We start from the raw sequence: 11,381 nt of genomic DNA on the forward strand, positions 1-11,381 counted from the left end.
GCTGTCAGGTGGCGGGCCAGCCGGTGTGGCCGCCCGGCCGGCCGCAGCGCCGGCCAGGTCCCCCAGCACCCGCTCCAGTTCGCAGCGAGGCACACCGGCGGCAAAGCCGAAGCCCGGCACCAGGCCCGGGCGCAGAAACACCGGCCGGGCCCCGCTGAAAATCAGCCCGGCCAGCACCGAGGCGTGGATGTTGCGCGGCATAAGCACACAGTCATCCTCACCCACCAGGCCGCCCAGCAGGGCGGCGATGCCGGCGCTGGCCCCGTTGATCAAATAATAGCTTTCTCCCTTTTCCGCCAGGCCGAAGGCCCGGGTCGCCCGGCGCTGCGCCCGGGCCAGCACATCCTGCGGCGCATGCAGGTCATCCAGTCCGGGCAGTTCGGTTAAATCCAGGGCAAAAATTTCCCGCCAGCCCGGCTGCCGGGCCAGCGCCCCCGGAGCCGTCCCGCCGTGACCGGGCACGTGCAGGCGCACCCGGTCGCGCCCGGCCATCTGCTGCAGGGCGGCCAGCAGGCCGGCCTGATTTTTTCCTGTTTTATTATGCATGGTCATTATTTACCATTATTAATACTAAAAATCAACACCTGCCGGCGCAGGTCTTGATCCAGCATTGCCGCCGGATGAAATTTTTCCTCAGGCAAAGCTGCCCTGATTTTAACTTCCAGCCATTATTTTAACACGAAACATGTCCTCATAGTGTATCTCCCGCCGCCGCACAATATAAATAAAACATGAAGGAGGTGATTTGTTTTGCTGCCGGCCGCCATTGATACCAAAAAATTGAGCCAAAAGTACCGCGTGGCCGTGCCCACAGTGATCCGGGCCTGGAAAATGGGCCTGTCCGACCAGGAGATCTGCCTGCGCACGGGCATTCACATTTATATTTTACACAACCTGCGCCAAGAGATTGCGCTTTTGCACCGGCAGGCCCGCCTGAAAGCAAAAAACGGCGCCGCCTCGCCTCAGGCCAGCAGGCAGCGCCAGATTATCTTGAGCCCGTTTATATAGTGCTGGTAACGCTCATCCCCGGCATTGGCTTTTAAAAGTCCGGCCTCGCAGTCCCGGCACAGCCAGCACCCGGCAAAATGCACGTCCCGTCCCTCTTGTACCGCCGCACCGCAAAAGCAGCAGCTGTTTTTACCGGTCAAACCGCTTCCCCTTCCTTCCTCGTTCTTCATCACGGGCATCCTTCCCGGACAAAGAATGCCGATTACGCTCTCAAGCCGTTTTGATGTTGATAAAAACGCTCGCTTGTATTTTCCTGATGACGACGCTGTAGCACATTAACATTATTGCCACTCTGCCATAAGATATGCTGCCGGGCATCTTTGGGTGCCCGGCTTTTATTGACTTAGTCCAGGACTTAGTTTATTATATTGATATATCCGGCCGCATATGCCGGAGCAGAGAGCCTGTCCGGAGGGAAAACCATGCAACAGGTAAACATTCATGAAGCCAAAACCCATTTTTCCCGCCTGATCGCCCGGGTGCTGGCCGGGGAAGAAATCATCATCGCCCGGGCAGGCCAGCCAGTGGCCCGCCTGCTGCCCGTAGCCGGCAGCACCCGCCAGCGCACTCCGGGCAGCGCCCGCGGGCAAATCAAGCTGGCCGCCGACTTTCACCATCCCCTGCCGGATCACCTCCGGGAGGAATTTGAAAAATGAGATTCCTGCTGGACACCCATGTTTTCCTCTGGTGGATTACCGATGACCCCCAGTTGTCACCCCGGGCCAGAGAGGTTATCGGGCAGGGGGACAATCAAATTTTCTTCAGCGCTGCCAGCGCCTGGGAAATAGCCATCAAGAGCAGCCTGGGCAAGCTGACCCTGCCGGCCAAACCGGCAGCCTTTATTTCCGAGCAAATGGCGCTCAACCATTTTGATCCGCTGCCGGTCACCATCAGCCACGCCCTGGGCGTATATGCCCTGCCCGATCATCACCGCGACCCTTTTGACCGCCTGCTGGTAGCCCAGGCCCAAATAGAAACTATACCCATTATCACCGCCGACCCGCTCATTGCCCGCTATGAGGTGGAAATCACCTGGTAATAAACAGGCCCGCACCCGGGCGGCAATATTACTTACCCTCTTTTCCCGCGTCGGCAAAGAAGAGCGGCTCCCCGTATTTGTCCCGGCCAAATTCCGCAATTATTTGCTGCGTCGCGGGGCTGACCAGGTAATCCACAAAGGCTTTGGCCCCGGCCGCGTTCACTTTGCTGAACTTTTCCGGACTCACCTGCATGACGTGGTAAATGTTCAAAAGGCCCCTGTCGCCCTGGTAAAGAATTTCCAGCTTGAGGTTTGGCCGCTGGGCCAGGAAGGTAGCCCGGTCGGTGAGCACATAGCCCTGCTTTTCACTGGCCACATGCAAAGTCTGCCCCATGCCGCTGCCCGTCTCCTGGTACCACTTCTGCCCCTGCAGCTTGATGCCGGCCGCTTCCCACAGGGAAAGTTCCTTCTTGTTTGTGCCCGAATCATCCCCGCGGGAAACAAAGATGGCGCCCTTTTGGGCTATGCGCTGAAAAGCGCCGGAGGCGCCGGCCGCCTGTTTTATGCCCGCCGGGTCGGCCGCCGGGCCGGCCAGCACAAAGTCATTGTGCATCACCAGCCGGTAGTTTTCCACCACACCGCTGTTCACCAACCTTTTTTCCGCCCCCGGATCATGGGTGAGCAGCACATCGGCCTCGCCCTTTTCCCCCACCTTCAGGGCCTGCCCGGTCCCCACAGCAATAGTCTTGACGCGGTAACCGGTTTTCTTTTCAAAATCGGGCACCAGCACATCCAAAAGGCCGCTGTCCTGGGTGCTGGTAGTGGTGGCCAGGATCACATCCTGCACCTGCGGCTGAGCGCTGCCGGCATTTTGCTGCGGCGCTTTCTGCTGCTCACCCTGACGTACGCTGCAGCCGGCCAGCACCGGCAGCAAAAGCAGCAGCGCCAGCACAACCAGCCGGAAGTAACCGCACTTTTTCATCCACCCATCTCCTCGCACATTATATGAATGTGTGCGTTATGCTAATTTTAGCATAACGCACATGTGTAATTTCGCCACCCTTACGACAATTCCTGCCGGATAGCCCTGAAAAAACAGCCAACCCGTTCGGCAAAATGCTTTCCGAACGGGTCGATAACGTCTGTATTTATGTGTATACAATCTGCCATCCATGGTGAACAAATGCCAAGTGTTCACCATCGATCAAAGCATGGCCAAACCATGCGGCTGACGTCGAACTGGCGAAGTGCTTACGCCCCGGCCGCTTTTTTCTTCTTCTCCACTACAATGGCGCAGTCCGGGCAGACCATCTGGCAGATGCCGCAGGCAATACAGGTCTCGTTATTTTGCACCGAAGGGGTGCCGTACACGCCTAAAAAGTCAGACCAGGAGATGCACTTTTTGGGGCACTTCTGGATGCACAGGCCGCAGCCCTTGCACAGGCCGGGGAACACGGTCCAGAAACCCTTGTCGTTTTCCCGCTGCACGTATTTCATTTCTTCGGCCACTTTTACCCCTCCTTAGAGCAGATCGGCCACCAGCTCGGCGCCGCGCTCAATGGCTTTGAAGTTCAGCTCGCGCAGCTGGGGCGCCTTTTCAAACTTGTAGCCCAGTTTTTTCTCAATGGCGTCCTTGGCCCCTTCCAAGGGCACCACATTGGTGGCCTTGACCACAGCGCCCATGATGATCACGTTGAAAACGCGGGGGCTCAGCTCTTCCTTGGCCACCTGCAGAGCCGGAATGGGCAGCACTTTCTTCACATTGCGGGGAATATCATTTTCCACCCCGGCAATACCGGCGTCGTAGACAAACACGGTCTGAGGGCCGGCGTACTGGGCCGTGCGGCGCACCGCCCGGTCGGACAGGGCCACCACAATATCGGCGGTCTGGAATTTGGGCGCACCAATTTTCTCATCGCCAATTTGCAAAAAAGCTATGGATACACCGCCGCGCTGCTCCACGCCGAAGTTGGGGATATACAGCGCTTCCCGGCCCTGCTCATTGGCCGCCTCGGCGATGATCTCGGCCACTGACTGCACGCCCTGGCCGCCTTCCCCGGCCAGGATGATCTTTACCGCTTTACCCATGCTTTATTTCGCCTCCTCGGGCTTAGAAGCCGGAGTTTTCAACTCGCCCACTTTGAAGTACTGGGTCATCTGCTTTTCCACAAAGTCCCAGGTTTCCGCCGCGTTGGTGCGCCAGTTGGTGGGGCACAGGGACAGGGCTTCCACAAAGGAAAAACCGTTGCCGGCCAGCTGGTTTTCCAGCGCCTTCTTGATGTAACCTTTCAGCTGCTTGAAATTGGCCACAGTGCCCCGGGCCACATAGGCCCCATCGCGGGTAATGGCGGCCACCATTTCCGGACCCTGGGTGGGATAACCGGTAGCTTCCGGATCGCGGCCGTAAGGGCTGGTTTCGGTCTTCTGGCCGGGCATGGTGGTGGGAGCCATCTGGCCGCCGGTCATGCCGTACTGGGTATTGTTGACCAGAATGACCGTGATCTTCTCATTGCGGGCCGCCGCATTCACCAGGTGCTGGGAGCCGATGGCATAGCCACCGCCGTCCCCCATGTAGGCCACGCCAATCAGCTCGGGATTGGCCCGCTTGATGCCGGTGATCACCGGCGTGGTGCGGCCGTGGTGGGTCTGCACCGTATCTACATTGAAGAAGTCCCAGGCCAGCAGCGAGCAGCCGATGTCGCAGCCAAAGACCACTTTATCCTGAATTCCCAGCTCATCTATAGCTTCACCCAGGGCCTTTAAAACAATACCATGGCCGCAACCGGGACAGAACTTGTGCGGCTTGGACTCTACACGCCAGCACCTGGGCATAGCGGGCTTTAAAGTCATGGCAAAAGCCTCCTTTCAATCTCCAGAACAAGCACATCTCGCTGGCGCCGTCTGACAGCGCCCTGCTTTTCCTCATGTCTTTCTCGGCTGAACCTTTTTCCGCGCACGGCTTCTTACAGGATGGTCTGCAACTTTTCCACCACTTCTTCGGCCGTGATGCCCACGCCGGGCTTGAAGAGGTAGTGCAACTCGGCACTACAGCCGTAGGCGGCGTCCTTGATCAGGCGGGCCAGCTGCCCCTGGGCCGACTCCACAATCAAAAGGCGCTTGGCGCTGTTAGCCACCTGGCGCAGCTCTTTTTCGGCCAGCGGGCGCAGGGTTACCGGACGGAACAAGCCCACTTTCTGACCGGCGGCACGCAGTTCCTCCACCGCCGCCTTGGCCGCCCGGGCTACCACGCCGTGGGCCACAACCACCACATCGGACTCGCCGGCGGCAATCTCTTTGTATTCGGTTACCTCGGGAACGATGCGGTCGTAGTCTTTAAAGTAACCCTGCAGCACTTCGTAGAGCTCTTCCTCCACGTTGTAAGTATTGCGGTAATGGCCGGGCTCCCGGTCCACACCGGGCACACCGGGCTTGCCCACATAGGGCTCGGGCTGGACCAATTCGATGCCCTTTTCTTCCGGGTCATACATGGTGAGGGATTCGCGCATCTTGGCCTGATAGCCGTCGCCCAGCACAAAGGTGGGGAATCGGTATTTCCAGGCCGTGTTGAAGGCTTTGATGGTGTAGTCGAAAAGCTCCTGGTGGTCGGATGTGGAGTAAACAATGCGCAGGCCCTCGCCGTTGCCGCCCAGGGTGGTCATGGTCACTTCTTGCTGGGAGTAGATCACCGTGGCGGTAGACGGGCCGCCCCGCTGCTGCACAATCAGCACCACGGGCAGACGCATGGCCTCGGCCATGGACATAGGCTCCTGCATCAGCGTGTTGCCCGGGCCAGCAGTGGCGGTGAAGGCCTTGCGGCCGGCCAGCACGCCGCCCACCGTGGTGAAACCGGCCGAAAGCTCGTCCTCGGTCTGCAAAAACTTCTTCCCGTATTTGGGAGCCATTCTGGTCCAGTAGTGCATGATCTCGTTCTGCGGGGTGATGGGATAGCCGTACATAATGTCGGCCTGGGCGGCCAGGGCCGCATATGCCACCACCTCATTGCCGGTCATAAAGACCCGCTTTTCGCCCTGGATTGGTTTTTCAGGCATGAACTGCACCTCCTGTAGATTGGGCATGGGGAATTTATTTGCGGCACGCCATTGCCGGTCCCGACAGCTCCGGCCGGAGCGGCTCCCCGGGGACAGGCCCCGGAAGGCCGGTAGCTAATAGCCGGCTGCCCGCAACGGCGTACCGGGCACAATATTTTCTTTGTAGCCCGGGTGACCCGCCTGCCGGCCTGAATTGTGTTCAGGTGGTCTTACCACAGGGTGGCCGGCATATATCGCTCCAGGCTGCGCACCGGATGTCCCATGCAGTCCCGGGGTCCGATAGCCTGGGCCACCGCGGCCAGTGCCGCCGTGGCCACCACGGGCAGGCCCAGCTGCTGCGCCGCCTGCGCCACCACCCGCGCCCCCTCCTGCACCACTTCGGGCGTGGTTTCATCGCCCAGGTGGGTGTTGTTAAGCAGGGCGTCCACCCGGCCCAGCTCTTTGATGTACTCTACAATATCGGGCACTGTACCGGTCATGGGCCGGGACACATTCACCACAGCGATTACTTGCAAAACCCGTTCCTCCTGCACGCCTTCCAGCAGATTGAGGGTGCGGGAACCGGACACACCGTAGCCCACGTCCAGAATAACATCGCCGGGGCGCTTTAGTGCCCAGCGGGTCTGGGGCAACAAAATGTTGCCCGCCTCGCCCAGGCCAAAAGCCCGCCGCGTCTCCCAGGCCAGCACTTCAATACCCCGGGCGGAGAGCTTTTCCCGCAGGGGGCGCAGGGTGTAGCAGGGCTCCACTATGTCCAGATCCACCAGCGTCACCTGCCGCCCGGCACTCACCAGTTCCAGAGCCCGGTTGACAGCCACTTCACTCTTGCCGCTGGCATATTCACCGATATAGGCTTCCACTATCCGGCCCAAGTTATGCCCCCTTCCTGGAAATTTCTCGGGCTTTCTGCGGGGATACCGCAGCGCGGTTTGGCCAGCAGCAGTCATTTATAATTTCTATAAACTGACAGGGCCTGCCGGCCAGTGCTGCCGCGCCGTCCGCCGGTTCTTTCTAAAAATTACACACCGGTAACATTTACCGCCGGGCAAAAACAAAAGCCGGTGCCCCTGCGGCTTGCACACGCGGGTTCCGGCAGGTGACCATATTTTAGTATAAATTATGCGGCAATTTTAGTCAATAAAACATGCTTGTACCTTGATTATGTTGCTATTTTGCCAATTTTCGCGGTTTTTGTATACAGTATTACTGTAACCCTGTCAAGCATAAATCAAGCATATTATTCCGCAGTTTCGATAATCCGCCCCTTGCAAATAATCTCATCATACAGGAACTGCCCGCGCTGTGCCCGGCGGTATTCCTCCAGCGAATACGGGCGGGGGGAAATATCCAGGTTAATCTCTTCACTTATTTCTTTTAGCCAAATGGCCTCCTCCAGATAGTCCCGGCCCAGTTCAGAAGAAATGACGGCCACATCTATATCGCTATCGCGGTCAGCTTGCCCCCGGGCATAGGAACCATATAGTATCATTCTGTCTACGCGCAGATCCCGCTTGCGCAAAGCCTGTAAATACTCCCGCAGGATCAATTCAACTCTTTTTTTAGCCATAACAGCACTTCCTTTGCTTTGTGCAGAGTTTCCCTCACTAGCTGATTTGTGCATCGGGCTTCCAACTCCAACCTTTTGTCTGGATATCTCGTTTCAATGTAATAATACGTCAATCTGCGCAAAATTTTTTTGTTTCCTGATCCAAACCAGGCAGCAAGCCGGCATCTCCAGCTAAAGATATGAGATCATGTTTTCGCGGGGGAGTCTGACCGGTTTTTTCAAAAATCACAGCCTTTAGCGCTTTTTCTACAGTCTGCTGGCACATAAACATGGCCCAGAGCAGCTTTTCTCCCTGCCAACAATGCTCTGCCGCGTCCAGATCATCAGAGGCTATTTTTAGCCAAACATATGTCCTTTCCCGCAAAACAACCAGCTCTCTCCTGCTCTCAGTATACACTCATTGCTTATTATTAATAATACAACAAATCACAGGCTCTTCATATATTTGTCTTTGTCTATCCAAACAGCACCCGCAGGAGCACCAGCATGACCGCGCCGGGCAGCTGCAAAAGGGCCGTGGTGAGCACCGTGACCGGGTTAACGGCAATGTGCAGCCCCCAGGGCGAGAGCAACAGATTGGTCAGCACCAGTAGCAGCACCCCCAGACCCAGGGCAAAAAGCAGGGCGAAAAATAGACGCAGGGGTTTGAGCATAAAGTTCACCACAATGAATATACCGGTCAAAATAGCTGCTGCCAGCAAAAGCGCACCGATGGTCACGGGCCGCACCTCCCCATTTCTACCAGGCCCCATTAATGCCTGTGATTCGGCGCACAGCGGTTGGGCAAAATCGGGCGGGTTACCCCCTGGCCATTCATACCACCCGCCCCGGTGCCGCAACCACGTGCCTGTTAACCATTATATGGAAAGAGGGCAAAAATATACCCGGCCCGGGCCAAATCAGGCCACGACCGGGTAATCATCACGGCTTTTTCCTCACCGGCGGTATGAGCATTCGGGGAGTTAATATGTCTCCACAAAAACCTCAAAGAAGCCCTGGGGATGAGCACAGGCCGGACAGCTGTGCGGCGCTTCGGCCCCTTCGTGGATGTAGCCGCAGTTGTTGCACTTCCAGCGCACCGGGGTGTCTTTTTTAAAGGCCGTGCCCTGCTCCAGGTTTTCCAGCAGCTGGCGGAAGCGCTTTTCATGGTGCTGTTCCACAGCGGCGATGTAACGGAAGACGGCGGCGATTTCCGGAAAGCCTTCCGCCTCGGCCACCCGGGCGAATTCGGGGTAGAGCTCGCTCCATTCTTCATGCTCCCCGCCGGCAGCCGCCTTGAGGTTGGCTCTGGTGTCGCCCAGGGCTACGGGGTAGGCGGCAGTGATTTCCACAGCCTGGCCGTTCAAGTCCTGGTTCAAGAATTTGAAAAAGCGCTTGGCGTGTTCTTTTTCGTTGTCCGCAGTTTCAGTGAAGATGTTGGCAATTTGCACATAGCCTTCTTTGCGGGCCACCGCAGCGTAGTATGTATAACGGTTGCGGGCCTGGGACTCGCCGGCAAAGGCTTTGAGCAGGTTTTCAGCGGTTTTGGTGCCTGGCAGTTTGGGCATGAAGGTTACCTCCCTGGATATCTTTACCACATATTGTAACATTGTCCGCATTTTATGACAATCTTCATTTATGGTGGAACACATCCCGTTATGGCGGGTGCGCATCCCACGCTCGCCCGGGATTGGCGCACCCACCATGCGCAAGCTACGCTATCTGCAGCGCAGCATTGTGCGGGCTCGCTTTTGCACATTGCTCGCATAACAGCGCAGCAACTCATTCCCGCCCGGTTTAACCCTCACCTTACCGCCGGTTTTCCAGCGCCCGGGTGAGGGTGAGCTCATCGGCATATTCTAAGCTGGCGCCCACGGGCAGGCCGTAGGCCAGGCGGGTCACGGTCACTCCCAGGGGCCTGAGCCACTGCATCAGATACATGGCCGTAGCGTCGCCCTCCACATTGGGGTTGGTGGCCAGGATCACTTCTTTGATCTCTCCGCTCTCCAGGCGGCGGCGCAGCAGGTCCAGGGTGAGGTGGCCGGGACCAATGCCCCGGGCCGGGGAAAGTGCCCCGTGCAATACATGGTACAGGCCTTTGTAGGCCCGGGCCTTTTCCAGGGCCAGCACGTCCCGGGGCTGTTCCACCACACACAATAGCTGGCGCTGTCGCCGGGGATCGCTGCAGATGGCGCAGGGGTCTGTGTCGGTGAGATTGGCGCACTGAGAACAGCGGGTGATGCTGGCCCGGGCCTGTTCAATGGCCCGGGCCAGTTCCCGGGCCACTTCGGGCGGGGCACTCAAAAGGTAAAAGGCCAGCCGCTGGGCGGTCTTGGGGCCGATGCCGGGCAGGCGGGCCAGTTTTTCCACCAGCTGGGCGGCCGGTCCGGCTTCATACATAAGCTTGCCTGTGCCTGGTTCAAAAAACCTAACAATTATTGACATATTGTGCTAAACCTTGTTAGGCGGCCTCCCCCTGACCAGGCTCTCGCTCCTTTCTGGATTGGACTTGCCTGCCTCTGGGGGCAGGCTACAGCGACAGGGAGACCTCAGCCCGGGAGTCCACCTGGCCGCAGCAGGATGACTGTCCGGGTTTAGAACAACCCGGGGATATTCAGCCCGCCGGTGAGCTTGCCCATTTCTTTGGCCATCATTTCCCGGGACTGCTGCAAAGCGTTGTTCACCGCAGTGAGGATTAAGTCCTGCAGCATTTCCACATCGTCCGGGTCCACGGCCTCGGGCTTGATCTCTATGGCCAGAATCTGCTGCTGCCCGTTGGCGGTCACTTTGACCACGCCGCCCCCGGCCGTGGCCTCCACCGTGCGGGCCGCCACTTCCTCCTGCAGCTTGAGCATCTCCTGCTGCAGCTTCTGGGCCTGCTTCATCATTTTATTCAGGTTGCCACCCATACCCATCACGGGCGCTCACACTCCTTATATCTCCGCATGTGAAACAGCTGTTTTCCGGCAAACTCCACCCCCAGCATACTCGCCCGGTCAAACACTTTTCAGCACAATGCGTGGATATGGCGACAATATGCTCCAGCCTGCCGGCAATCCAATACAAATGACCGGTTCACAAAAGCCTGCTGGGAAAGCAGCCGGCTCATTCGGTAAAGGGGTCTTCCGCCAGCTCGCCCACTTCCTCGGCATCGAACAGGCGGCCGGCTTCCTCCAGGGGCGAAACCGCCGACGGACCCGTCCCGACCGGCCCGGAGCGGGACAGGCCGCCGCCCGCCCCGCCGGGAACCATTCCCCCGGCACCGGGCAGGCCGCCCGTTAGGCCGCCGCCCGGGACAAACTTAATGGATATTTTTACCCGCAGCAGCCGGCTTAAAACCTCACCCAGCACGGGGACACCCTCTTCCAGCGTCCGGCGCACAAAGGAAGGCGGCTCGGCCGCCCAGGCCAGGTGCAGCACCCCGTCCTGCAGGGCTGCCGGCTGCACCCCCACCCGCTCCATGAACTCCACCAGAATGTCCTTTTTCTGCTGGCGCAGGGCCGCGGTGAACCGATCCCACACCAGCTGCACATCGGCCAGGGTGACGGCGCGGCCGGCGGAAGGCGGTGCCGCAGCGGCTTTCTCGGGTGCAGCAGGCGGGACGGGCAGGGCAGGCGGGGCAATAAGGTCCGGGGCTGGGGCCTCACCTGGCGGGGCAAGACCGGCCGGAGGGGACACCGGGCGCGCTTTATGTCCGCCAGCAGCAGCCGCATCTTTCGCCCGGGGCCGGCTCAGCGCTGCGCCAGCAGGGGGCGGGGCTTCCGCCGTAGGTACTGCGCTGGCAGGAAGCGGGACTTCC

General features: G+C 58.8%; 17 protein-coding genes and 2 pseudogenes. 3 read left to right on the forward strand and 16 right to left on the reverse strand.

Going from position 1 to position 11,381, the window contains the following annotated elements; all coding sequences use genetic code 11:
- Nucleotides 1-546, reverse strand: a pseudogene (locus tag ACUVTU_RS12420) (hypothetical protein); the annotation flags it as partial.
- A gap of 204 nt (nucleotides 547-750) precedes the next feature.
- On the opposite strand from ACUVTU_RS12420, the gene ACUVTU_RS12425 reads away from it, so the two are divergent.
- Nucleotides 751-1,008, forward strand: coding sequence for a hypothetical protein (locus ACUVTU_RS12425; RefSeq protein WP_445890278.1), 258 nt, complete (start codon nucleotides 751-753; stop codon nucleotides 1,006-1,008).
- Here ACUVTU_RS12425 and ACUVTU_RS12430 read toward each other — a convergent pair.
- Entirely contained in the window at nucleotides 963-1,178 is a 216-nt protein-coding gene (locus ACUVTU_RS12430; protein ID WP_445890292.1) for a sigma factor G inhibitor Gin, read from the reverse strand. The genes ACUVTU_RS12425 and ACUVTU_RS12430 overlap by 46 nt on opposite strands.
- A 252-nt stretch (nucleotides 1,179-1,430) precedes the next feature.
- Here ACUVTU_RS12430 and ACUVTU_RS12435 point away from each other — a divergent pair, with 252 nt between their 5' ends.
- Entirely contained in the window at nucleotides 1,431-1,664 is a 234-nt protein-coding gene (locus tag ACUVTU_RS12435) for a type II toxin-antitoxin system Phd/YefM family antitoxin (protein ID WP_445890279.1), read from the forward strand.
- On the forward strand, nucleotides 1,661-2,047 hold the full coding sequence (locus ACUVTU_RS12440) for a type II toxin-antitoxin system VapC family toxin (RefSeq protein ID WP_445890280.1): 387 nt from the start codon (nucleotides 1,661-1,663) through the stop codon (nucleotides 2,045-2,047). Before ACUVTU_RS12435 ends, ACUVTU_RS12440 begins: the two co-directional genes overlap by 4 nt.
- A gap of 28 nt (nucleotides 2,048-2,075) precedes the next feature.
- Here ACUVTU_RS12440 and ACUVTU_RS12445 read toward each other — a convergent pair whose 3' ends face one another.
- The 14 genes and pseudogenes from ACUVTU_RS12445 to ACUVTU_RS12510 form a co-directional block, all read right to left on the reverse strand.
- On the reverse strand, nucleotides 2,076-2,969 hold the full coding sequence (locus ACUVTU_RS12445; protein WP_445890281.1) for a substrate-binding domain-containing protein: 894 nt from the start codon (nucleotides 2,967-2,969) through the stop codon (nucleotides 2,076-2,078).
- A gap of 269 nt (nucleotides 2,970-3,238) precedes the next feature.
- Nucleotides 3,239-3,484: a 4Fe-4S dicluster domain-containing protein gene (locus ACUVTU_RS12450; RefSeq protein ID WP_033377260.1), complete on the reverse strand. Its 246-nt coding sequence runs from the start codon at nucleotides 3,482-3,484 to the stop codon at nucleotides 3,239-3,241.
- A gap of 24 nt (nucleotides 3,485-3,508) precedes the next feature.
- Entirely contained in the window at nucleotides 3,509-4,075 is a 567-nt protein-coding gene (locus ACUVTU_RS12455) for a 2-oxoacid:acceptor oxidoreductase family protein (RefSeq protein ID WP_445890282.1), read from the reverse strand.
- Nucleotides 4,076-4,078: 3 nt separating this feature from the next.
- Entirely contained in the window at nucleotides 4,079-4,837 is a 759-nt protein-coding gene (locus ACUVTU_RS12460) for a thiamine pyrophosphate-dependent enzyme (protein WP_445890283.1), read from the reverse strand.
- 113 nt (nucleotides 4,838-4,950) lie between these two features.
- A complete protein-coding gene (locus ACUVTU_RS12465; protein ID WP_445890284.1) occupies nucleotides 4,951-6,036 on the reverse strand; it encodes a transketolase C-terminal domain-containing protein in 1,086 nt (361 codons plus the stop codon).
- Between the two features lie 209 nt (nucleotides 6,037-6,245).
- The gene (locus tag ACUVTU_RS12470) at nucleotides 6,246-6,908 is read right to left on the reverse strand and encodes a hypothetical protein (RefSeq protein WP_445890285.1); all 663 of its coding nucleotides are present in this window, start codon (nucleotides 6,906-6,908) and stop codon (nucleotides 6,246-6,248) included.
- Nucleotides 6,909-7,273: 365 nt separating this feature from the next.
- Complete coding sequence (locus ACUVTU_RS12475; protein ID WP_445890286.1) at nucleotides 7,274-7,603, reverse strand: nucleotidyltransferase domain-containing protein; 330 nt, start codon at nucleotides 7,601-7,603, stop codon at nucleotides 7,274-7,276.
- On the reverse strand, nucleotides 7,579-7,725 hold the full coding sequence (locus ACUVTU_RS12480; protein ID WP_445890287.1) for a HEPN domain-containing protein: 147 nt from the start codon (nucleotides 7,723-7,725) through the stop codon (nucleotides 7,579-7,581). Before ACUVTU_RS12480 ends, ACUVTU_RS12475 begins: the two co-directional genes overlap by 25 nt.
- Nucleotides 7,713-7,967: a HEPN domain-containing protein gene (locus ACUVTU_RS12485; RefSeq protein WP_445890288.1), complete on the reverse strand. Its 255-nt coding sequence runs from the start codon at nucleotides 7,965-7,967 to the stop codon at nucleotides 7,713-7,715. Before ACUVTU_RS12485 ends, ACUVTU_RS12480 begins: the two co-directional genes overlap by 13 nt.
- 91 nt (nucleotides 7,968-8,058) lie before the next feature.
- A complete protein-coding gene (locus tag ACUVTU_RS12490) occupies nucleotides 8,059-8,322 on the reverse strand; it encodes a pro-sigmaK processing inhibitor BofA family protein (RefSeq protein WP_445890289.1) in 264 nt (87 codons plus the stop codon).
- Between the two features lie 243 nt (nucleotides 8,323-8,565).
- Entirely contained in the window at nucleotides 8,566-9,150 is a 585-nt protein-coding gene (gene rbr / locus ACUVTU_RS12495) for a rubrerythrin (RefSeq protein ID WP_445890290.1), read from the reverse strand.
- 241 nt (nucleotides 9,151-9,391) lie between these two features.
- Nucleotides 9,392-9,982, reverse strand: a complete 591-nt coding sequence (gene recR / locus ACUVTU_RS12500; RefSeq protein WP_445890291.1) for a recombination mediator RecR — start codon at nucleotides 9,980-9,982, stop codon at nucleotides 9,392-9,394.
- A gap of 194 nt (nucleotides 9,983-10,176) precedes the next feature.
- Complete coding sequence (locus tag ACUVTU_RS12505; protein ID WP_445890293.1) at nucleotides 10,177-10,491, reverse strand: YbaB/EbfC family nucleoid-associated protein; 315 nt, start codon at nucleotides 10,489-10,491, stop codon at nucleotides 10,177-10,179.
- Nucleotides 10,492-10,687: 196 nt separating this feature from the next.
- Nucleotides 10,688-11,381, reverse strand: a pseudogene (locus tag ACUVTU_RS12510) (hypothetical protein); the annotation flags it as partial.

This window comes from Desulfurispora sp. (assembly GCF_052744395.1).

Coding starts and splice junctions, on each gene's coding strand:
- recR (WP_445890291.1), bottom strand. CDS start 9,982: ATGTATGAAGCCGGACCGGCCGCCCAGCTGGTGGAAAAACTGGCCCGC.
- ACUVTU_RS12450 (WP_033377260.1), bottom strand. CDS start 3,484: ATGAAATACGTGCAGCGGGAAAACGACAAGGGTTTCTGGACCGTGTTC.
- ACUVTU_RS12460 (WP_445890283.1), bottom strand. CDS start 4,837: ATGACTTTAAAGCCCGCTATGCCCAGGTGCTGGCGTGTAGAGTCCAAG.
- ACUVTU_RS12430 (WP_445890292.1), bottom strand. CDS start 1,178: ATGAAGAACGAGGAAGGAAGGGGAAGCGGTTTGACCGGTAAAAACAGC.
- ACUVTU_RS12445 (WP_445890281.1), bottom strand. CDS start 2,969: ATGAAAAAGTGCGGTTACTTCCGGCTGGTTGTGCTGGCGCTGCTGCTT.
- ACUVTU_RS12440 (WP_445890280.1), top strand. CDS start 1,661: ATGAGATTCCTGCTGGACACCCATGTTTTCCTCTGGTGGATTACCGAT.
- ACUVTU_RS12475 (WP_445890286.1), bottom strand. CDS start 7,603: ATGGCTAAAAAAAGAGTTGAATTGATCCTGCGGGAGTATTTACAGGCT.
- ACUVTU_RS12455 (WP_445890282.1), bottom strand. CDS start 4,075: ATGGGTAAAGCGGTAAAGATCATCCTGGCCGGGGAAGGCGGCCAGGGC.
- ACUVTU_RS12505 (WP_445890293.1), bottom strand. CDS start 10,491: ATGGGTGGCAACCTGAATAAAATGATGAAGCAGGCCCAGAAGCTGCAG.
- ACUVTU_RS12465 (WP_445890284.1), bottom strand. CDS start 6,036: ATGCCTGAAAAACCAATCCAGGGCGAAAAGCGGGTCTTTATGACCGGC.
- ACUVTU_RS12435 (WP_445890279.1), top strand. CDS start 1,431: ATGCAACAGGTAAACATTCATGAAGCCAAAACCCATTTTTCCCGCCTG.
- rbr (WP_445890290.1), bottom strand. CDS start 9,150: ATGCCCAAACTGCCAGGCACCAAAACCGCTGAAAACCTGCTCAAAGCC.